The organism is Staphylococcus sp. FSL W8-1207 (assembly GCF_038003745.1).
Classification (GTDB): Bacteria; Bacillota; Bacilli; order Staphylococcales; family Staphylococcaceae; genus Staphylococcus; species Staphylococcus equorum.
In genome coordinates this window covers 384,334-408,772 of record NZ_JBBOPU010000002.1, presented here as the reverse complement: position 1 = coordinate 408,772, position 24,439 = coordinate 384,334, and the positions used below count along the sequence as shown (strand labels likewise).

Below are 24,439 nucleotides of genomic sequence, written 5' to 3'. Positions count from 1 at the left end.
TGAGGAGAATATATAAATGCAGATATATTGGACTAAAATAAATAAGATTATTAATGAAACGTCTGAAATTAAAACGTATTTACTTGATTGCCCAGAGGGATTTACTTGGGAAGAAGGATCTCATACACACATGGGCTTAAAAGGCTTTAATGAAGGCGAAAAACCAAATAAAAGCTTGGTGCGCCATATGTCGATTTCTACCGTTCCTAATGAGAATATAATTGGAATTACTACAAGAATAAGAAAACAATGTTCTGAGTTTAAAAATATTTTAAATAATTTAGAAGTTGGACAGGAAGTAGCAATTTTTAAAACACATTCAAATATTCCACTAAAAAGAGAAAGTAAAAATGTGTATTTACTATCTTCTGGCGTTGGTTTGGCAACATATAGACCAATAGTACTTAAATATTTAGAGAACGCTGAGGATGTTAATAAAATACATTCTATAAATGTTGATTCGTCTAGAGAATTCTTATTTACAGATATATTTAAGTCTGTACCAGATAAAAAATTCACATCACAATTTGTGGATAGTAGAGCATCATATTATGAAGAGTTAGAAAATATTGCAATGGATAAAAACGCCTTATTCTATATAGTAGGAAGCGATGAATTCGTAACTCAAAATATCGAAAAATTATTAGAATTAGATGTTAAAACGTCACAAATTGTAATTGATAAGCGTGAGAAACAACGCTCAGAATTCTTAACAATATAAATGTTTGAATTGTTATAAAATTAAAACATAAGAAGATAGCAGTGAAGAAATCTATAATGATAGAGGACTTCACTGCTATTTTTTATATTAATAGATTCCTTGGGAACTGGAATTTTAAATTTCTTTATACTGTTATATCACCATTACTATCTGCCTTTTTAAAAACAGTTAAAATCGCCTCTACGATACCAATGATTTCAGGAATACCAGTCCAACAAAACACAAAATATAATATCCCTATTTTTCTTTTGTTTGAGTAAAATTTATGGACGCCCAATCCACCTAGAAAGAAGGCTAATAGCATATAAATTATTTTGTTAACTTTCATTCAAGCATCTCCTAACTCTTTTATACGCACTATACAATATAAAAGGGGGTATACATAATATTTTGTCATTTCCATCAATTTGTTTCTTCTAAAACCAATATATCTGTATGATATAAATTATTATTACAATAACAAAATATTAAAAAATATTTAATATCAAAATTATTTCAACGTGTTATTATGTAAATAATAATATAATATTTTTAATAACTTTTTATATCATTGTATATTTTTGTAAATCGATATGTATTAAACCTAGTTAGAATGGAGCAAATAGATGAAGTTATATTTAATAAATGTTAGTGACTTAAACTATGATGCTATACAAAAACGTTTTTTAAATCGTATAAAAGGCGACAAGCGGAGCAGAATCCATAAGTTACATGTTGAAAATGATAAAATGCTTGCTTTGGTTAGTGAACTGTTATTGTATTATGCGCTGATACAAGATTATGGATTTTCTCCTGAAGAACTCATTTTTGAGGAAAATGAGTATGGCAAACCTTTTTTAGCAAAAGCACAGAATGTACATTTTAATTTATCTCATTCAAATGAATGGGCGGCTTGTTATATCTCCAATTCGTCAGTAGGGGTCGATATAGAACAAATAGAAGACATAAATAAGAAGCTGTTTAATGATATAACACATGATAGTGAACGCGCTAAGCTGAGCAATAATAAAGAAAATTTCTTTTCGATTTGGTGCTTAAAAGAGAGCTATATTAAATTTGTAGGACAGGGTTTATATTTGAATATTCAAGATTTATCTTTTGATCTTAATAGGAAACAAAACATTAAACTGTCGTTCAATAATCAAGTTATTACAAATCATTTTCTATTGTTAGATATTATCGCAAATTACAAAGTAGCTGTTTGTTGCAAAAATATCACCGAACCTGATATTGAATTGGTTACTTATCAAAATATAAAAAAATCACTTATTAAAGTGTTGTAAACCAGCTGCTCCTATAGGCTGTTTTTACACTACGTTTGTTTTAATTAATATTATTTTTTGATTTCAATAAAATATTTACAAAATATTTAAAATCTATAACTTTTTATAACTTTTATTTTAATAATAATAAAAGTTATAAAAGGTTATTTTTTAAAAAAATATGTTAATCTTAAGATATAAAAAAAGGGGGTTTAATTATGGAAACAATTAATTTATCAGATGCACAAACTGAGATTATTCAACTACAAGAATATTATGAAAATAATAGTATTAATAATATATCAGTTATTATTTATATTAAACCTGGTATTAAAATAGAAGAAATAGAAAAAGCATTAAATAATCTAATAAAAACACATGAAACTTATAGAATTAAATTGAAAAAAGTGAAGAGTGAATATAAACAATATATTAGTGAACATAAAGACAAAAAATTTGATTTTGTTGACTTTAAGAATAATCAAGTAGGGTATACCAAATGGATTAATGAACAAGCACGCAAAAATTTATTTTCAACAGATAGTGACTTATTTGACTTTAAAATAGTGAAATTACCTACTGGAAAAATCGGAATATTTTTGATGGAACATCATGTCATTTCAGATGCATGGAGTATAACAGTAGCTGCAAATACAATAAGTAAATATTTAAATGATGGACCGAATAGCAAGGAAATAGAATCTACATATTTTGATTACATCGAAGAAGAAATAGAATATAAAAATACTAAAAGATTTGAAAAAGATAAATCTTTCTGGTTGAAAAAGACTGAAAATTTAGAAGACAATGAATTATTCGAGAAAAATAGTGATAATAATGGTCATAGTAATAGAAAAAGTTATAGTTTGTCTGATATTGAAACCCATAGAATACACGAATTTTGTGAAAAAAATAATATAAGTATTAATAATTTATTCTCTGCTATGATGATTATTATAAAATATAAAAAAACGGCATCGAAAAAAATTTCAGTTGGGTCGATAATGCATAATAGAAATAAAAAAGCAGAAAAAGGAGTTACAGGAGTATTTTCAAGGGCGTTGCCAATTATAATTGATGTCTCTAGTGATTATTCTATATCTGATTTATTAACTCAAACAAAATATGAAACCTTCAATATATTAAAGCATAGAAAATACCCTTATAGAAATATAGTAGAAGATAGTGGTGGGCAAAAAGGACTATTAGACTGTCTGATCTCTTACCAAAATACTCAATACAGTCATGAAGTTTTAAAAAATGTTTATTCAGATGAATGGATAGAAAATGGCTCAAATAACGCGCCATTAACTGTGAATATTAGTAATAGAAATCGAAAGAACACTTTAACTGTAGATTATGATTATCAAACAGCTATTGTAAATGAGAAAGAAATTATAGATTTACATAATATTATTTTAAAAATCATGGATAAGGCAATAGAAAATCCAAATACAAAAATCAAAAATATAGAGATATTGGATGAAAATGAGAAATATACAATTTTAAATGAATTTAATGATACAGAGGCTAGTTTAAATAATAAGGAAACATTTGTAGAGCGTTTTGAAAAACAAGTAAAAGCAACGCCTTATCAAACAGCCATTACGTATGAAGGTGAAAGTTTAAATTATGATGAGTTAAACGCACGTGCGAATCAGCTTGCCTATCAATTAAGAGCTGAAGGTGTTGGAGCTAACAGTTTAATTGCCTTAATTATGGATCGACAACTTGAAACGATTATTGGTATTTATGGGATTTTAAAAGCAGGTGGTGCTTATGTTCCAATCGATCCTAAGTACCCAATTGACCGCATTAATTATATTTTAGAAGATAGTCAACCGAAGGTTTTATTAACAGATCGAGAATTAGATGAAGCTATAAATTATGGAAATAAAGTCATTGATTTAACTGAAACAACAAGGTTAGAAGCATTCCCAACTTCTAATTTAAAACAAATTTCAGATGAGTCTAACTTAATGTATGTTATTTATACTTCAGGTACAACTGGAAAACCGAAGGGCGTTATGGCGCATAGTGGAGGCGTTATGAACCGTTTAAACTGGGTGATAAATAAATATAATGTCGATGGTGAAGATACAATATTATTTAAAACGCCTTATACCTTCGATGTTTCAGTATGGGAAATCTTTGGCTGGGCAATGCTTGGTAGTCAAATTGTTCTACTACCTTCTGGAGAAGAAGGGAACCCTGAAAAAATAACTGAATTATTAGAAGGTTACTCAGTAGCGATGGTTCACTTCGTGCCGTCGATGTTAAATATGTTTGTTAATTTTATTAAATCTACAAACAACGCACAAGCCATTTCGAAACTAAAATATGTTTTAGCTAGTGGAGAAGCATTAAAACCGGAACAAGTTAATGACTTTAATCATTTTATTGGAAATAAAAACAATACTGCCTTACTCAACCTATATGGCCCTACTGAAACAACCGTTGACGTAACAAGTTTTGACTGTGAAAATCATAAAACATATGATTCGATTCCAATCGGCAAACCAATCTCCAATATTCAAGCTTATATTTTAAATGAAGATAATAATATAATGGGTATCGGAGTGCCTGGTGAACTTTGTATTGCAGGTGTCGGTGTCACAGCAGGTTATTTAAATCGTCCTGAATTAACACAAGAGAAATTTATTGATAATCCATTTGGGAAAGGTAAATTATATCGTACGGGAGATTTAGCGAAATGGAATGGCGACGGCAATATTATTTATATAGGCCGTATAGATGAACAAGTTAAAATACGCGGTTATCGTATTGAATTGGGTGAAATAGAAAGTATTTTAAGACAACATACTCATATCAATGATGTAGCGATTGTAGCGAGACCGATGGTTGATAATGAACTATCTATTTGTGCGTATTTAGTATCAGATGACTCACTTGATTTTGGATCTTTAAAAACATCTTTAGGTCAAAAGTTACCAGATTATATGATACCTGCATATATGACGCAACTTGATGAACTGCCAGTAACTTCAAATGGAAAGCTGAATAAAAAAGCTTTACCAGAAATTAAAGTTGAAAGTAAAGTATATGTAGCGCCGACAAATGATATAGAAAGCGCTGTAGCAGAAACGTTTGAAGCAGTATTACATGTGGATCAAGTTAGTATTCATGATAATTTCTTCGAAATGGGAGGACATTCACTTAAAGCCATTAGTGTAATCAATGAAATTGAACATTATATTGGAATCAGATTACCATTAAAAATTATCTTTGAGAAACCAACGGTTGCCCAATTAGCTGAGTTTATAAAAAATAGTGAAGACCATACGAATATTCAAGATATTCCACAAGCTGAAGATAAATCCGCTTATTACGTGTCTTCACAACAGAAGAGATTATATGTTTTAAATGAAATGACAGAGGGACAAACGGCTTACAATATGCCTGGAATATTTGAAATTAAAGGTGAAGTAGATATTGAACGTGTACGTTTTGCTTTCCAGAGTTTAATTAACCATCATGAAATTTTAAGGACACGTTTTGAAGTGTTTGAAGGAGAACCTGTTCAAATTATTGAGGATAGTGTATCTATAAATATAGATTATGAAGAGGAAATGGAAGTTAACGATGATACTCTGTTAAGTGAATTTGTAAGTCCATTTGACTTAGCACAGGCGCCGCTATTAAGAGTAAAAGTAGTGAAAAGTGACGAACAAAAATATCTCTTATTATTTGATATGCACCATATCATTTCAGATGGTCTATCTATTAATATTATTATCAAAGATTTTTCGAGATTGTATCAAAACCAAGCATTAGAAGAATTGAAAATACGTTATAGAGACTATAGTGAATGGATGCGTGAACGTGATTTAAGTCAACAACGTTCATTTTGGTTATCACAATTTGAAAAGGAAGCACCTGTTTTAGATTTACCTTATGATTACCCTAGACTTAAACAGCAAAGTTTTAAAGGTAGAACAATGTCAATGCACATGCCTAATGAAACTAAGAAAGCGATTCATCAGCTTGCGCAAACAACAGGTAGTACAGATTACATGATTTTATCGGCATCATTTATGGTATTACTTCATAAATATAGTAGGCAAGAAGATATAGTCATTGGTAGCCCTGTCTCCGGAAGAACACATAAAGATACCGAAGATATATTAGGTATGTTTGTTAACACGTTGGCAATGAGAAGCTATCCAGAACGGGATAAATCGTTCGAGCAACTATTGTCAGAAGTGAAAAACCTTTCTATAAAAGCTTTTGATAATCAAGAGTATCCACTCGAAGATTTAGTAGAAGAAGTAGTAGAAAGAAGCGATTTAAGTCGTAATCCTTTATTCGATGTATTATTCGCCTTACAAAATAATGATAATCAAGCATTTGAAATTAATGATTGGTCTGTTGAAATTAAAGAAGCATCACATACAAATGCGAAATTTGATTTGAGTATGACAATTGAAGAAAATGAAGGGTATAAAGTTTCATTAGAATATGCAAGTGAATTATTTAGTAAAGCGACGATAGAGCGTATGTTGAAACACTTTATGGAAATTTTAGTTGAAATTACAAAGGATCCTTCTCAAAAAATGACTGAGATTGAGATGATAACTAAAGAAGAAAAAGCAGTTATTTTTGATAAATTTAATGATACAGAGGCTAGTTTAAATAATAAGGAAACATTTGTAGAGCGTTTTGAAAAACAAGTAAAAGCAACGCCTTATCAAACAGCCATTACGTATGAAGGTGAAAGTTTAAATTATGATGAGTTAAACGCACGTGCGAATCAGCTTGCCTATCAATTAAGAGCTGAAGGTGTTGGAGCTAACAGTTTAATTGCCTTAATTATGGATCGACAACTTGAAACGATTATTGGTATTTATGGGATTTTAAAAGCAGGTGGTGCTTATGTTCCAATCGATCCTAAGTACCCAATTGACCGCATTAATTATATTTTAGAAGATAGTCAACCGAAGGTTTTATTAACAGATCGAGAATTAGATGAAGCTATAAATTATGGAAATAAAGTCATTGATTTAACTGAAACAACAAGGTTAGAAGCATTCCCAACTTCTAATTTAAAACAAATTTCAGATGAGTCTAACTTAATGTATGTTATTTATACTTCAGGTACAACTGGAAAACCGAAGGGCGTTATGGCGCATAGTGGAGGCGTTATGAACCGTTTAAACTGGGTGATAAATAAATATAATGTCGATGGTGAAGATACAATATTATTTAAAACGCCTTATACCTTCGATGTTTCAGTATGGGAAATCTTTGGCTGGGCAATGCTTGGTAGTCAAATTGTTCTACTACCTTCTGGAGAAGAAGGGAACCCTGAAAAAATAACTGAATTATTAGAAGGTTACTCAGTAGCGATGGTTCACTTCGTGCCGTCGATGTTAAATATGTTTGTTAATTTTATTAAATCTACAAACAACGCACAAGCCATTTCGAAACTAAAATATGTTTTAGCTAGTGGAGAAGCATTAAAACCGGAACAAGTTAATGACTTTAATCATTTTATTGGAAATAAAAACAATACTGCCTTACTCAACCTATATGGCCCTACTGAAACAACCGTTGACGTAACAAGTTTTGACTGTGAAAATCATAAAACATATGATTCGATTCCAATCGGCAAACCAATCTCCAATATTCAAGCTTATATTTTAAATGAAGATAATAATATAATGGGTATCGGAGTGCCTGGTGAACTTTGTATTGCAGGTGTCGGTGTCACAGCAGGTTATTTAAATCGTCCTGAATTAACACAAGAGAAATTTATTGATAATCCATTTGGGAAAGGTAAATTATATCGTACGGGAGATTTAGCGAAATGGAATGGCGACGGCAATATTATTTATATAGGCCGTATAGATGAACAAGTTAAAATACGCGGTTATCGTATTGAATTGGGTGAAATAGAAAGTATTTTAAGACAACATACTCATATCAATGATGTAGCGATTGTAGCGAGACCGATGGTTGATAATGAACTATCTATTTGTGCGTATTTAGTATCAGATGACTCACTTGATTTTGGATCTTTAAAAACATCTTTAGGTCAAAAGTTACCAGATTATATGATACCTGCATATATGACGCAACTTGATGAACTGCCAGTAACTTCAAATGGAAAGCTGAATAAAAAAGCTTTACCAGAAATTAAAGTTGAAAGTAAAGTATATGTAGCGCCGACAAATGATATAGAAAGCGCTGTAGCAGAAACGTTTGAAGCAGTATTACATGTGGATCAAATTAGTATTCATGATAATTTCTTCGAAATGGGAGGAGATTCACTTAAGGCTATAAAGTTAACATCTTTAATATCTAAATCATATAATATATCAATTAAAGACATCTTTGAGTTACAGACCATTGCATCTATAAGTAAAGCGTTGGTTGAACGTGAAGAAATGAATGTAATGACAAAATTAGACGCATTAAAAATTCCGAATGTTAAGAATGAACATCATTTTAATAGTGACTTTATATCTGAAATCAATGATTACAAAGTGAAAAGTAATGAAAATTATAAATTTATTGATAAAGATGTAGTTAAATCAGATAAACAAATATTATTGACAGGAGCTACAGGTTATTTAGGTATCCATATATTAAAAGATCTACTAGAACGTAAAGATTTAATTATTTATGTCTTAGTGAGAAATAGTGAAAAAATAAGTGGTGAGAACAAATTAAATAACAATTGGTTCTATTACTTTAATTCTCAATTAAAAACAGAGGATTTGAGTCGTATTCATTTTGTAGAGGGCGATATTGAATCAAAATATTTAGGTTTTTCTAATAGCAATTATGATTATTTAGTAAATAATATAGATATTATTATAAATGCAGCAGCAAATGTAAATCATTTTGCGACAGAAGAGTCTTCTTATAACACAAATGTTAAATCAATCCATAACTTAATATCGTTTGCAAAAGATAAAAATAAAAAAGAAATTCACCATATGTCTACAATTAGTATAGCTTCAGGCAGTATAGAGGATAAAGATAGTAGTACTTTTTCTGAATATGACGTGGATATTTCTCAAAAACCAAATAATATTTATATTGATAGTAAAATAGAAGCTGAAAAATTACTTATTGCTTATCGTGAAGAAGGCATTGAGACGAACATTTATAGACTAGGTAACTTACAATGTGACTCTAGAACAGGAATTTTTCAAAAAAATGAAGAAAAAAATGCTTTTTATAGTGTTATAAAATCATTCAAGATGCTTCAAAAGTTTCCAAGGCTCGAAGAAGATGACTTAGAATTTACTCATGTGGACCAAGCTGCAAAAGCATGTAATAAATTAATATTGAATGATCAATTAAGCAATGAAATCCATCACATTTATAACAACAAGCGCTTATCACTCCAGAAATTAATGGCAGTATATAATGAGAACAACCATTATATAGAAGCTGTTTATTGGGATGCTTTTTTGGATCACTTAATGGAATGTATAAATCTTGGTGTAATGAGTGATGAAGTCAATGCATTTCTACTGCATACAGGTATCTTAGACAATACATTATTTAATAAAGCACATTTTGAAATTTTGGATTATAAAACTAATTTCATACTAGAAAAATTGAATTTCCAGTGGGAACCAACAAGTGAAAATACATTAAATATAATGATTAATCATACAAAAAATAATTTCTAACAAAATGAGGTAGCAAATTTTATTTTGCTACCTCGTTTTTATTTTTTAGGATCTATACTAAACAGGACAGACTTAAAAATCAGTCCTGTTTTTTGGTATAAAAAAGCGCAAAAATATCTATCATTGAAAATAAGATGGATGAATTTAAATGCGTTAAACATGTGGACAAGTGTTAATAGTTTCATCTTTTGCGACGCAACAACATATAAAGTCATGGATATCGTAAAAGATAGAAAATTACACTCATGAAAAATATTTACCGTTTCACTTAACAGAAAGGTACAAAGTTTTGACTCATACACTTGATATGTATGAGCCGTATTTTACTAACTTCAATACTTTATGCTTCTTCAAGCAAAAAAGAGATTAAGCAACATAAGGTTGCCTAATCTCAAAAAATTGTATCAATCCTCTTTAACAAAGAGCCTTAATCTTTCTCCATGACCTGGAAGTTCTAATGGTTTTAAAGCAATATCATTTTTGAAGTTTATATTTTAGGGGTGAAATATAAATTTATTGCCCCTGCATGTGGAATACAAAACAAAGTAATATTTACCATGAATTATCGACCTCATTTAAAAGGAACAACGTCTATGTCGTTTAAGCATGTGTGCGGATTATTATGAAATTGAACTAAAATATCCATTAAACTATAATGCATTTGTTCAATATAAGTCTCGCTTAGATAGAATGTGCTGAAGTCATAATCGATATGCAATGTATTCTCATTATTTCTATTACTAATATTCATATTTAATTTGTTGTAAAGATTTGCTTCATTTAATAACCATTCCTCTTTAAAACCTTCTTTTGTAATTTCATTATCATATTGCATATTATGATATGAAATAGCAAAATCAGCTAAGGCCGTTACATCTTTTTCCTTATTTTGTTCTATTAATAATGTAGTAGGTATTTTTCTATGTTTTAGTAAAGTGAAGTTCTCTTTTTTAACTAAGTTGATAAAACTTTCAACAGTTTGCTCAGGGTTTATTTCAACAATTAATGGTAGCGCTTTTGTAAAAAGACCACAAGTTTCTTTTTCGATGTTACTACTTCTATTATGTACCATTAAACCAATTGAATTTTGCTTCTTATTCGATAATTTACTAACATATAAATGCATTAAAGACATAAACATTGTACTAATACTAATAGAATAATCACTGCACATTTTATGAAGGAACTTAAATTCATCTTCAGTAAGAGAATAAGATTTTCTTACTGATTTATAATTTTCATTTTGTAACTTTGGTAAAAAATCAGTAATTTCAAAATTCAATACTTTATTAAACCAATAATTTTTATCGATTTCATAACGGTTAGAATTTAAGTATTTTTTGTCATCATTAGTGATATCTAAATAAGAATAAGGATTGGGTTCCATATTGTGGCCAATCAGAGTTTTTGCGACATAGTTAACGGAATGCGTTATGCTCCATGCATCAGTAATAATATGATGATGTGTGAAGAAAACGCAATGTTTTCCATCGGGTTTTTTTACAATTGTAAAGTCGTATAAATCGCTATTTAAATCAAATAAGCATTTGCTTTTTTGTTGATCAATCCAAGCGTTATATTGAGCTTCGTCTGTAAATTCAACTAATGGGAAGTATTCGAAATTAAAAGGTTGTAAAGATTGTTTTAGTTCACCTGATTCATTAATTATATGAATTCTATATGCATCAAAATTTTCAACAAGCTTATTTAATGCATTGTTTATTGCATCATAAGAATAAGTGTTTTCGATATATAATAAATTAGAAAGATTAGAAATGCTTGTATTAGGTTGTGATAACTCCAACATTGCATAATGATTTTGAGCCAAAGTTAGATTTGCAGTGGACATTTAAATTCGCTCCTGTCATAAATTATTTAGATACCGGTTTTTTGATAATAAAATTATATAGCTTAACTGGTAGTAATGCATGTAAAAAAATAGAGGTTTTAGCAAGGAAACCGACAATATATTGCGGTTTTACAAAGCGTCTTTCTATTGAATTAGTTATAACTTTAGCTACAGCGGAAGGAGGGTAAAATAAATTAAGTGAATTTAATTTAATCATTGAATTTGCCAGGGTTAAAGCTTTTTCTTCATAGATTCCTCCTTTAGCAGATGATTTAAGATTTTGAGCTGTAATAGAAGACCATTCTGTTTTTATACCACCCGGTCGAATAACGATAACGTCTATACCAAATTCGGAAAGTTCTAAACGTAAGCTTTCGCTGTATCCCTCTAAAGCATGTTTAGAAGCATGATACCAAGTTCCTAGATAATTAGGTATACGTCCACCGATTGACGATATATTTACAATTTTTCCTGCTTTTTGTTCACGCATGGAAGGTATAACGGCTCTTGTTATTTCAGATAGACCAAATAGATTTACTTCGAACTGTCTTTTCGCTTCTTCAATTGATACATCTTCAATAGCACCATATGATCCATAGCCAGCATTATTTATTAAAATATTTATATGGCCTTCTTTATTTAAAATATGGTTAACTACTTCTTTGATTGCATTATAATCTGTTATGTCTAGTTTCATTATTTTGACATTATATGCTAATAAACCTTGCATTTTCTTTGTGTTTCTTGCAAGAGCATAAACACGGTAGTCTTTTTTGGCTAACATTTTAGCTGTATCAAAACCAATTCCACTACTTGCTCCTGTGACTATAGCAACTTTCATTAAAACCATCCCCTTTGTTTTTGAAAATAAATAAAAATATTAAGTAAACTTAATATATATATGATGATTATTTTATAAATATATCACAAATTATACTTTTATTAAAAAATAACTCTTTTTAGTTTTATTAAAATTATTAACGAAATGTTAATTCTATCTACTGAAAGTAAAATTAATGTTTTTAAATTAAATGTACTCAGTGTGAGGGTGTGAATGTACCGATGAAATTATTATTTAGAAGTAATGAATATAAAAGATCCACCATTACTACTTAATTCTAAGCAATGGTGGATCTGAGTATTTGTAATGCTATTAAATATATTAATGTCCGGCCATCCAAGGTCTGACAGCATTTGTAGTTGCACGATTTTGTTGAGGTAATTTATCTTTGGTAACGAGTTTGGGTTGTTGTCCTTGTTCAATACGATTTTTTAACTTTGAGTCCATTCCATAGGTTTGAAAAGCAGTATATACACGTTTAGATAAATGTCCACATTCAGGGCACGAAACGTTATTGTGTATGTCGTTCATGGATTGACGAATTGTAAATTCATCACAATTCGGACATGTGTATGTGTAGTTTGGCATTATTCATCAGGCTCCAATTTGGGCAAAATATCACCTTTGAATATTTCCCGGGGAATTGAAAGTGTAGAATTTTAAAATCAAGGAATAAATGAGAGTATCTAATACTTTCGTTTGTTTTTAATATCAACCTTTTTTACTTTTTCTTTGATTCAATACATGTACTACATCTTTAATGTATGTACCTTTTAAATTATAGCTCCATTTATAAATGAGGTAACTTGCTATTATACAAATAATAGGTAGAATAGTCATGATAAAACGCAATCCATTCTTGGTGAATTCACTTTGTTCTACACCAGGTTGATAACCTAAAAAAGTTAAACTCCAACCAGTAATCAAACCAGAAACTGCCATAGCTGTTTTCATTAAAAATGTTTGAGTAGAAGTAATGACACTTTCGTTTCTTTGACCAAATTTCATTTCACTATAGTCTATTACATCGGCAATAGAAACTGTTATAATACCCATGATAAATCCAGTGCCAATTTTTATAAAAGTAGTACCTATAACAACTGGTAATATAGCACTTGGTGAAACATAACTAGCTAGTAATAAAATGAGTAGGCCTATAATGATACTACATGTTGCAATCGGAAATATACGTTCTCTTGTAAGTAATTTGGCAATTCTAGGGAAAAGAATTAATGCTATAATTTCTACAAATCCCATACCGTTATATAGGGCAAATAAGAATTTTGATTCTGCCACATAACTAAAATAATAAATGAGTACATTGCCAATGATTTGAGTACATAAGAAAAACGTAATTAGGATACCGATATAGGCTAGTAATTCTTTATTGGTAAATAGTATTCGCCAAATATCTTTAAAGCGTAGTGTAATACCAGTATCAATATTTGTAGGAGCCTCTTTTACATTACATACGGTAATGCCCATTGTAGTTATGAAAAAAAGAATGATAATTCCCGTTAAAATTAAGAAACCAGTAGATTGATCTCCAGTGCCGAAAATTGTATCTAAATATATTACAGCGCTTAAACCTATAGCTCCAAGAATTAAGTTTGCTAAACTCGCAAAAATACGAGGGATGACAGATACTTCTTCACGTTCGGTGGGATTATTGGTTAGATTAGGTAACCATGACCAATAAGGAACATCCATCATTGTATAAGTCATGCCCCAAAGAATATACATAATTGAAATAAATATATATAAACTTGTTCCTGTTAAATCAAAATTTGTAAATAAAATAATTGTTACAATAGAATTTATAAGTGTGCCTATGACTAACCAGGGTCTGAATTTCCCCCATTTAGTTTTATCCACAATCATTCCCATGACTGGATCGTTAATCGCATCCCAAATACGAGCAACAAAATATAAGGAGCCCACAAAACCGGCCGCAACACCTAAGATGTCGGTAAGATAATACATAAGATATATACCTATTAAGTTAACAACCAAATCTTTACCAAATGCACCAATTCCAAATGAATATTTTTCTTTACGGGTTATTTGTCTCTTCAATTATATCACCTCTCTATAGTATCTAATCAATAATGAAAGCGCTTTAAATCATTGCGTTAACAAAATACGCATAGTTAATATGCTTGTGAAATAGAGTGTTAAGCTATATTTCTACATTGTGTAATCATTAATGGAATTTAATAATCTTAGAAAAACCAGACTTTTCTAAGATAAATAGTAAAAGCCTGGTTTTTATTTTAATTATATTCTGGTAACCAATTGCCATGTGCTTCAATTAAATCGTCGCATAAGGAAATAATGTCGTTAATAGATAACTCAGCTGCGGTATGTGGATCTAACATAGCAGCTTGGTAAATTTTACTTTTACTTTTAGTTAAAGCAGCTTCAATTGTTAATAATTGTGTATTTATACTTGTTCTATTGAGGGATGCAAGTTGTTCTGGTAAATCCCCAACATAAGTAGGTGAAACACCATTTGCATCAACTAAGCAAGGAACTTCAACAACTGCATTTTCAGGTAAATTATTGATTAACCCACCTGTATTTAAAACGTTGCCACCAATTTTAAATGGCTTATTTGTTTCCATAGCTTCAATAATATAAGAACCGTATTCATGAGATCGTTCATGTGAAAGGTTTTGATCATTAACAATATCATCGCGCATTTGTTTCCAATCATCTATTTGTTTAACACAACGTCGTGGATATTCATCTAATGGAATATTGTAATTAGCTATTAATTCCGGATACTGGCTTTTGATAAAGTATGGATGGTATTCGGCATTATGTTCAGACGATTCTGTGACGTAATAGCCAAATTTATCCAGTAATTCAAACCGAATCATGTCGTCGTGAGTTGTTTTTTGTTTTTCTTTAGCTCGCTTTTTAATTTCTGGATAAAGATCTTTTTCGTTACGTTTAATTTCTAATAGCCAAGCCATATGATTGATTCCAGCGATTTTCCACTGTATGTTATCTTTTGGTAATTCCAAAGACTCAAGTAATTCACTAGCACATACTTGCACACTATGACATAGGCCCACTGTCTTAATGCCTTCTTTCAACATAATATTTGTTAAAACAGCCATGGGGTTTGTATAATTTAAAAACCAAGCTTCGGGACAAACTTCTTTTATATCGTTGGCAAAATCTTGCATTACGGGAATAGTTCTCAAATTACGAAAAATGCCACCAATGCCAAGTGTGTCGGCAATTGTTTGTCGTAATCCATAATTTTTTGGTACTTCAAAATCAGTAATTGTAGCCGGATCATAGCCACCAACCTGTATTGCATTTATGACATATTTTGCTCTACTCAATGCTGCTTTACGATTTTGATATGCTTTAATTGTAATGGTAGAATTCATGTTTTGTTTCAAGTTATTCAACATCATTTCTGAATCTTTTAAACGCTCTTTATCTATATCAAATAATGCAAATTCAAAATCTTGCAAAGCATCCACAGTCATACAATCGCCTAGTACATTCTTTGCAAAAACAGTACTTCCTGCACCTAAAAATGTAATCTTTTTCAATATTTACTCCTCCTGACAGTTGGAAAATAAAACTTAAACAACTGAATTTATTTTATGGAAATAAAATACTTGAATCGCTATAGCTTACTTTTAGGTTAGTCATTAACTAGAGGATAAACAAGCGTAAATATTTTTAAAAAGAGTAATATATTGCTCTTTATCAATCGGTAAAAACTTTATCTACAGGCATTATATTGATGGTTTTTCTGTAATTATTTGGAGTTGTCCCGATAAACTTTTTAAAAACTTTACTAAAATAATTACTAGAAGTGTAGCCCACTTCTTGTGCGATATATTCAATGTTCTTATCATCTGAGGTTAATAAAATAAGTGATTTGTTTATTCTAGTTTTTGCTAAAAAATTAATGGGGGTTTCTTTTATAGACTTTTTAAATTGGCGGGTGAAATGATATTTAGATAAATTAGACACTTTAACAATATCATCTAGACTTATGTCTTCTTGATAATGTTTTTCAATGAAGTTAATCGCTTTTGTAATAGATAGAGGGAAATCATCAGAGTGTTGATAGCCGTATTCAAAATACTCTAAGCACTTCATAATAAAGGCGTAGGCGCAAGAAGAAGCGTCGTAACCATGGTTGATTCCGATAGTATCCACTTTTTCTAAAGTTTCTATAATATGTTTAATTGGTTTTGAGTGTAAAGGTAATTTGAATATATTTCCGTATGTATTTACAATTATATTAAATAATCTACTGACTTCATCGCCATAAATTGTGAAATAGAGAAATTCCCATTCATTTGAATTATGAGGTAGATAATAGCAATGGTTACTTGGAACTTTGACAAAAAAAGCTTCTCCTTTTTCTAAATTAAAAGTTTTATCTTCTATTTGAATAATGCCATAGCCATTTGTCGTATACTGAAAGATAAATACATCATTTTCTCCACGATTTAAACCATGCCATTTGTATTCTTGGCTTTGTTGAAGTTCAAAACCCATTGCATTTAATCCAGCAACTTTATCTTGATAATCTCCTTTAAATCTAAAACCATAAGAATTATAATTTAACCTATTTTCCAAATCTACGCCTCCCAACTTTTGTTACTCATTTTAACATGCTTCATTTACATTTCACTCATTTCTCGAACAACTAGTTGTTATATTTTGCACTTTTACAATAGGAGGTACAGATTTGAATGAAGTTTGTGTTTCTTGACAATCACGAATAATAAGTATATGTTTGTAATATTAAATAAAAATAAATATAGTCGTTGAATACTGCTTTTTTCACGATGTTAAAGCTTTAGCAAGTTGTTAATAATATTATTGGCAAATTGAAAAAGTGTACGAATAGTGTTGAAAAGTTAAAATCATCCGTCATATAAGATTAAATGTAATATTTTAGAGTATAAAATTCATAAACATTCATACATATAAGGTAGCAAAGCAAATCACTTCTTTAAAAAGTGCGTTGTAATGAAGCCGACAATTGTAATAAATCATGCGTGGTTTATTGTATATTGTCGGCTTTTTTTAATGGAAAAATAACTGGACATAACAAGTTATAAATGAAAGTAGTTTAATCTTGTAACGCTAAAAGTAATGTAAAAAGAAAGGAGAATCTAATATGCTCACATCGCTTAATGTATCAATACTGTTAATTATATTTTTTATCACTGTCATTGTTTCTGTATTGAGTGGCATAATGTTTTTAAATTCACGCATACCATTGGCGTATGTGCGTATACATATATTCTTAGTGGCATTACCGCCGCTTGTAGCATTTATCGGACTTATAGGCGCACCGAAAAATATAGAAGTAGGGTTTTGGTATTCAGATTTTCTAGCGTGGTTAATGGCCTTTTTCGTTTTAGTCATAGGCTTAATCATTCAACGTTATTGTGTACAGTATCTAATGGGCGATCGAAGTTATAGAAAGTACTTCACTTTATTTACAATTACGACTAGTTTTGCCGCCATGGCTTGGTTAACAGGTGATTTGCGTATTATGGTTGTCAGTTGGGGCATAACGTTACTTGGTTTAACGCTATTAATCAGCTTAACAAGCGCTTGGAAAGTGACGAGAGCTGCTGCAAAAGTAACTGGTAAATTGTTTTTGTTAAGTTGGATAGCATTATTGTTGGCAGTAGTGTGGATGACATTACTAACTGGTGAATGGCGATACACCTCAATTTTCACAGCTTCAAATTTAGCTCAAATTAATGCGTGGGAAAGTTTTGGTATTAATATGCTCATTATATTAGCGGTTATGGTACCAGCTGCACAATTTCCATTTCAAAGATGGTTGATAGAATCAGTTGCAGCGCCAACACCAGTGTCGGCTATTATGCATGCAGGTATCGTTAATGCGGGTGGCGTCATATTAGCAAGATTTTCACCGATATTTAATGGTGACATTGCAACATTTGTGTTGTTATTGTTTGCGAGTATTTCTGTACTGATTGGTGCAGGTATAAGTTTAGTGCATGTAGACTATAAACGACTTTTAGTAGGATCAACAATTGGACAAATGGGCTTTATGTTAATCCAGTGTGCAATGGGTGCATACATTCCTGCGATTATCCATTTGATTTTACATGGTCTATTTAAAGCAACGCTCTTCTTACGTTCTGGTTCAGCAGTGCGTCACTTTAATGTACCAAGTCGTGCAAGTGAGAGAATGTCATACTTATGGATTGTGTCAGGACGTATATTAGCTTTGGCGATTGGTTTAGGTTTTTGGCTTACATCGCCTGGAGAAGGCTACCGCTTAGTGAGTGGACTCATCTTAGCATGGTCATTATCTGTATCATGGACACAACTTGTGGCATTTGGAGAAGGGAAATTCGGACGTATCATGGGCTTATTGATACTCATCGTCGTTGGTGCAGTATACTTTATCGTTCATCATTTCTTCGCTAGTGCCTTACATACGATGACTTTCAATAGTGTTCAACCACCTATGCTTGTCGTTGTAATTGTAGCTTTAGTGCTCTTGCTTGGTAGTTTAATGAGTACGTGGGTCGCGCGTAATCGTTCATCGGTTGCATTTTCAATATTATATATGTGGCTTGTACGTATCGGTGATGCAAAAGCTGAGACTGTAGAACGTCATCCAAACTACCTTAAAACATATTTAACAAAAGGAGGACACTAAAATGGGGGAAACAAACAGAGAGACAGATTATGTTTCACAAAACAATCATAATGATATTCGAAAATTAATTGATGCTGCAAGTAAGGTTATTGTCCCGTTATCACCCATTTCAGTGTTTGCGGCAAGAAGTCCGTGGTCTGGGTTAGAGGATAAAACGTTTGATGAAGTTGCACATTGGCTTAAACAAGTGCGAGAAGTAGATATTTACCCTGCGATAGCAAGTATATTAGAAGCTAAGAAACAGGGCGAAATAGACGACTGTAAGATAGAGGAACGATTCCAACAGTGGTTGGAGCAAGCGTCGTTAGCAATCCCAAGAGAAAGTGCAGTGAAATATGGACGTAATGCTTTAAAATTACATCCTTTAAAATCTAATCAGCATGTACAAGAGCAAGTCGATGCATTGGCTCAACAGTTAGAGGATGTAGATTTATCAAGTGATGTCAAAAGTTCAACGTCGTTATTGTCTACATATGTAATGGATGAAAATAATAAAAAATTAATCGATACAGTGGATTATCACGTTATTAAATGGTGTAAGTTATTTGTTGATGATGCACAATCAGGGTGGACAATGCCTCATCGTGACAAAGGATTATTCTATTCATGGAGACGTTTAGTCCAATATGATCCAGCGTTAACGAAACACCAACGTGCTCGATTGAAGACTTTACCTGATGATGCTGAATCATTAATTAGAACAACATTGTTAAAATTAGGTATTGCTGAGGAAGATACACAAAATTATTTAGAGAATCATTTATTATCATTACCAGGTTGGGCAGGTATGATGCTATGGCAGCACGAAAATAATAGTAAAATGGAGTCATTGTTATTAGATTACCTTGCGATTCGCTTAGGGATAGAGTGGGTAATCATGGAACCATATTTATCAGACATATCGACAAATGACACGTCAGCGAATCAATCTATTTCATTACCGGATTGCATTTTGTCATGGATGCAATGGGGTGGTTTTACGGCAGAACAATGGGACAAATTAACAACACAAGAACAACAACAACATGTATTGTTTGCCGCTCAGTTTAATGATCAATTACGTCGTAAATTATTGTTAGAGGCGTGGGAAGCAACATATAATCAGCAATTAAGAAAGATTATTGCGCCTGAGAAGCAAGCGTTGTTAGAGAATGACACGCCACTCGCACAAATGGCATTTTGTATAGATGTGCGTTCTGAGCCATTTCGTAAACAAATTGAAGCAGCAGGTCCCTTTGAAACGATAGGTATTGCAGGGTTCTTTGGTTTGCCGATTGCTAAAAATGAACTTGGGAATCAACATAGTCATCCATCTTTACCTGTAATGAGTAAGCCACAGCATAAAATTAAAGAGTATACACAGGAAAAAGAACCAACTATTTTCCGACAACGTAAGCATGTACTTGAATCGGTCACATATACTTTTAAAAAAATGAAGCAGAATGTGTTACCAAGTTTACTCTTACCAGAGCTCAGTGGTCCATGGTTAACGCTACAAACATTTACGCGTAGTTTCATACCTAATCGTGTAGGAAATGGGATTCGCAGGTTCTATGCAGGTTGGTTACAAAAACCAGAAGATACAGCATTGACACTTGATCACCATCATCGTAAAGAAGATGGTTTGCCTGTAGGGTTTACAAAAGATGAGAAGTTAAATTATACACGCCAAGCACTACGCTTAATGGATTTAACGACAGATTTTTCACCCTTAGTTGTTATGTGTGGTCATGGCAGTCAAAGTGCGAATAACCCGTATGCTGCCTCGTTAGATTGTGGTGCATGTGGTGGTGCAGCAAGTGGTTTTAATGGCAAAGTATTAGCGAAGTTATGTAACTTGCCAGAAGTGAGACAGGGGCTAGCACGTGAGGGTATTGAAATTCCGGAAACGACCGTATTCGCAGCTGCAGAACATCAGACTTCTGTGGACGTATTAGAATGGGTTTATGTACCAGAATTACCAGAAGAGGCACAAAAAGCTTATGATGCTATCGAAGCAGCAATGCCTAACGTCAGTTATTATGCTAACGAACAACGCTTAGAACAATTACCAAATAATAACGTAACGAAGAAAAACCCTGTTAATGAAGCGCATCGCTTATCAAATGATTGGAGCGAGATAAGACCAGAGTGGGGCTTAGCTAAAAATGCCTCCTTTATTATTGGACAACGTGAGCTAACAAAGCACGGTAACTTACAAGGTAGAGCGTTTTTACATAATTATGATTGGAAAAACGACCTTGATGGTAGTATATTAGCAAATATTATCGGTGGACCTGCAGTTGTAGCACAATGGATTAACTTACAATATTACGCTTCTACAGTTGCGCCCCATTATTATGGTAGTGGTAGTAAAACAACACAAACGGTGACAGCTGGCATTGGAGTTATGCAAGGGAATGCGAGTGATTTGTTAACAGGTTTACCTTGGCAATCCGTGATGTCGTCAGATGATAAAATGTATCATTCACCTATACGTTTACTTGTAGTGATTCAAGCGCCTGAAGACTTTGTGAAAGAACGACTGGAAGCGGACAAAGCATTCCAACAAAAAGTACAAAACGGTTGGGTGAGATTAGCAACGATTGATGAAGATGGCCAGTGGCATGACTGGTCAACGGATTATTAAGCTATATTTGAATATCATGTCATCGAAGATCTATGAGAATATTGATATCTTATCGTACTTAATTTATTAAATATAATATAAATGATTTCCCAGGTGATATTGTAGAACTATGGAGAAAAGTATGAAAAAATGATAATGTTATCTTTATTCAAATAATTATCTAACTTAACCTCATTTTGGTTCTACAGGAGATGCATACTAAATGAAAACAACCAAAGGCACTTATGAGTCTGAAATCAGCAAAGCAATTACTCAATGGGAAAAGGACTTCCTTGGCCGTGGCTCTCTTTCTGTAAAAACAGATATATTGCGCGATATGATTATTGTGAGTTTACAAGGTGTATTAACACAAGCAGAGTATAAAGTTTGTGAAACGAACGAAGGACTAGTAACAATTAAAAGAACACGCTCAAAACTCGTGGAATCAGGTATTGAAGCACTCGATGACATTGTATTATCCATTACTGGCGAAGAAGTCAAAGGTTTTCATACTGATTTAAGTTCTCGTACAGGTGAACGTGTGATGATTTTTAAACTTCATAATGACCTTGAAAAACAAATTGCTGAATAGAACAATTCACCATATTTATTAATGAAAATTAAATGCTAGTATTTAAAAAGCCTAATCAATTTCCAAATAGAAGTTGATTAGGCTTTTTAATATTATAATTAAAGCATTTTTGGCAAAAACAAGCACTTACCGATGTAAGGCTCAGTAAGTGCTTGTTAATTATAGGAATTCAGAAGAACCGTTTACTTAAAAAATGACTATCATCATATATATATTTGGGTGTTAAAGAATCATAATCTTTAATTAGAGTTCTTAAGCGTTAACGTTTTGTTCTTATAATGGTAAAATACTTGATACTAAATCTAAAATTGTTTGTACGATATCTCCTAGCATAATACCCCTCCTTATAAAAGTTATGTAACCTAATAGTTCAAGACGCTATACAAAGTGCAATATTGTCTCAATCTAAATTTACGAGGATTATTTTAAAAGTGATTTGAAGATGAGTTCAACGATGTTTTCGATCATTTCAATTCCCTCCTTCATAAATACTATCTTGTAATTGCTATTCTACTTGGTCTAATACTAAGTTAAGGATTTGTTCTACTAGAGTTGCTAACATTGTATACACCCCCTTTATCTGAATATTATAATAAATACATAAAAAATTGGTAAAAAACCCCTAAGTGTTTATATTTAATGCGCAAGTGTTATTATATTAAATTTATTGTAATTTTATATTTATTTAGTTGTATTTTAAATATTGTAAAAAGAGATTGGTGAAATTTATATATATTTAAATAGAGTTATAGACATTTGGGAGGTAGTGAATTTTGTTTGTTTGAAAATTTAACAAATAAAATGTAAAACACTTGAATTTTGTGTATGTATTATAGTATAATTCTAAATTGGGTGTTAAAGAATCATAATTTTTAATTATGGTTCTTTTTCTTTTGCCATTTTTTAAGTTCTGTAGGCAATCTTATGACTAGGAATAAGATTAAAGATATACATAAAAGTTATATTATAATGAAATTTCAAATTTTAATCATTGCATCATTAGTCTATTACTAGAAATATCCGATTAATTTAATGATTATTGATATAAAGCTTCATTAAAGAACTCCTTTAAAGCTTAAGTACAATATAAGGTTTAAAACTATCCTTTCAGATACATTTTTAATAAACTATATAAGTCTATAATTATTTTAGTGAGAGAAAATAATTATGTCTCTGTAAAATATATTTCGACTGTTCTTAATTATAAAATTTTCTATGAAGTTAAAGCTGAAGTTGGATTTATTTCATAGAAAAATTGACTATAATAGAATGGTATAGAGTTATGGCTAAGGAGGAAGTGTAGTTGGATCAAATTAAAAGCATCCTTTATTCATTAATTGAACCATTAACCAAGCCAGAGACATATCAAACATTGATATCGAATATCATCATGATTATTGTTTATATCATTGTGGCTTGGATTGTCTTACATTTTATAAATAAAGGAATAGCACAATTCTTTAAAATACAAAATAGAGGTAAAAAGGCGAATAAAAAACGTTCTAAAACTTTAATAGCATTAGTTCAAAACGTAGTAGCATATGTGGTATGGTTTATCGTATTGACTACAATCTTAAGTAAGTTTGGTATAAGCGTTGGAGGCATTATTGCTAGTGCTGGTGTTGTTGGTTTAGCAGTTGGTTTCGGCGCACAAACAATTGTTAAAGATATTATCACTGGTTTCTTCATTATTTTTGAAAATCAATTTGATGTAGGAGATTATGTTAAAATCAATAGTAGTGGTACTACCGTTGCGGAAGGTACAGTACAGTCAATTGGTTTACGTTCGATGCGAATTAATACGATTACGGGCGAGCTAACAACATTACCTAATGGTAGTGTTGGTGAAATTACAAACTACTCAGTAACGAATGGTGAGTCAATGGTAGAAATACCGGTTTCCGTAGAAGAAGATATAGATAAAGTAGAAGAGATATTAGTCGAACATTTTGAAACAATGCGTTCTAAATATTATTTATTTATATCAAATCCAGAAGTGATTGGTATTAATTCCATTACAAGAGATGAAATTACACTGTGGATTTCTGCTGAAACGATACCCGGAGAAGGTTTTTCAGGTGCACGTATTTTAAGAAAAGAGATTTTAAAATTATTTAAAAAGCATGAGATTCAAATACCGAAACCTATGATGGTACAATACGACGCGAATCAACAAAATAATGCATAAGATGTTCGGAGGTGTGA

At 31.3% G+C, this 24,439-nt stretch carries 14 protein-coding genes; 7 read left to right on the top strand and 7 right to left on the bottom strand.

Translation table 11 applies throughout. The annotated features are described in order from the left end of the window. Positions 1-16 precede the first annotated feature (16 nt). Positions 17-721 (top strand): hypothetical protein, encoded by a 705-nt coding sequence (locus NSR03_RS11615; RefSeq protein WP_021339916.1) that lies wholly within the window; start codon positions 17-19, stop codon positions 719-721. A 124-nt stretch (positions 722-845) separates the two neighbouring features. On the opposite strand, the gene NSR03_RS11610 is transcribed toward NSR03_RS11615, so the two are convergent. Beyond that, positions 846-1,049, bottom strand: a complete 204-nt coding sequence (locus NSR03_RS11610; protein ID WP_021339915.1) for a TM2 domain-containing protein — start codon at positions 1,047-1,049, stop codon at positions 846-848. Between the two features lie 277 nt (positions 1,050-1,326). Between NSR03_RS11610 and NSR03_RS11605 the strand changes: the two genes are divergently transcribed. Next, the gene (locus NSR03_RS11605) at positions 1,327-2,004 is read left to right on the top strand and encodes a 4'-phosphopantetheinyl transferase family protein (RefSeq protein ID WP_021339914.1); all 678 of its coding nucleotides are present in this window, start codon (positions 1,327-1,329) and stop codon (positions 2,002-2,004) included. Between the two features lie 197 nt (positions 2,005-2,201). After that, a complete protein-coding gene (locus tag NSR03_RS11600; protein WP_285328665.1) occupies positions 2,202-9,650 on the top strand; it encodes a non-ribosomal peptide synthetase in 7,449 nt (2,482 codons plus the stop codon). A gap of 571 nt (positions 9,651-10,221) precedes the next feature. Here NSR03_RS11600 and NSR03_RS11595 read toward each other — a convergent pair. The 6 genes from NSR03_RS11595 to NSR03_RS11570 form a co-directional block, all read right to left on the bottom strand. Beyond that, positions 10,222-11,499, bottom strand: coding sequence for a condensation domain-containing protein (locus NSR03_RS11595; RefSeq protein WP_002511957.1), 1,278 nt, complete (start codon positions 11,497-11,499; stop codon positions 10,222-10,224). 22 nt (positions 11,500-11,521) lie between these two features. Further along, positions 11,522-12,340: an oxidoreductase gene (locus NSR03_RS11590; protein WP_002506100.1), complete on the bottom strand. Its 819-nt coding sequence runs from the start codon at positions 12,338-12,340 to the stop codon at positions 11,522-11,524. Between the two features lie 321 nt (positions 12,341-12,661). Then, positions 12,662-12,928, bottom strand: a complete 267-nt coding sequence (locus NSR03_RS11585) for an FmdB family zinc ribbon protein (RefSeq protein WP_002511959.1) — start codon at positions 12,926-12,928, stop codon at positions 12,662-12,664. Between the two features lie 123 nt (positions 12,929-13,051). Further along, positions 13,052-14,416, bottom strand: coding sequence for a melibiose:sodium transporter MelB (gene melB / locus NSR03_RS11580; RefSeq protein ID WP_069820967.1), 1,365 nt, complete (start codon positions 14,414-14,416; stop codon positions 13,052-13,054). 197 nt (positions 14,417-14,613) lie between these two features. Further along, on the bottom strand, positions 14,614-15,912 hold the full coding sequence (locus NSR03_RS11575; RefSeq protein ID WP_069820968.1) for an alpha-glucosidase/alpha-galactosidase: 1,299 nt from the start codon (positions 15,910-15,912) through the stop codon (positions 14,614-14,616). Positions 15,913-16,072: 160 nt separating this feature from the next. After that, the gene (locus tag NSR03_RS11570) at positions 16,073-16,957 is read right to left on the bottom strand and encodes an AraC family transcriptional regulator (protein ID WP_002506096.1); all 885 of its coding nucleotides are present in this window, start codon (positions 16,955-16,957) and stop codon (positions 16,073-16,075) included. A 547-nt stretch (positions 16,958-17,504) separates the two neighbouring features. Between NSR03_RS11570 and NSR03_RS11565 the strand changes: the two genes are divergently transcribed. The 4 genes from NSR03_RS11565 (at position 17,505) to NSR03_RS11550 (ending at position 24,422) form a co-directional block, all read left to right on the top strand. Continuing rightward, the gene (locus tag NSR03_RS11565) at positions 17,505-19,034 is read left to right on the top strand and encodes an NADH dehydrogenase subunit 5 (protein ID WP_002506095.1); all 1,530 of its coding nucleotides are present in this window, start codon (positions 17,505-17,507) and stop codon (positions 19,032-19,034) included. 1 nt (position 19,035) lies between these two features. Then, positions 19,036-21,663: a DUF2309 domain-containing protein gene (locus NSR03_RS11560; protein WP_069820969.1), complete on the top strand. Its 2,628-nt coding sequence runs from the start codon at positions 19,036-19,038 to the stop codon at positions 21,661-21,663. A gap of 202 nt (positions 21,664-21,865) precedes the next feature. After that, on the top strand, positions 21,866-22,234 hold the full coding sequence (locus NSR03_RS11555; RefSeq protein WP_002506093.1) for a DUF2294 domain-containing protein: 369 nt from the start codon (positions 21,866-21,868) through the stop codon (positions 22,232-22,234). A 1,303-nt stretch (positions 22,235-23,537) separates the two neighbouring features. Next, complete coding sequence (locus NSR03_RS11550) at positions 23,538-24,422, top strand: mechanosensitive ion channel family protein (protein ID WP_002506092.1); 885 nt, start codon at positions 23,538-23,540, stop codon at positions 24,420-24,422. The last annotated feature ends 17 nt before the right edge of the window (positions 24,423-24,439 follow it).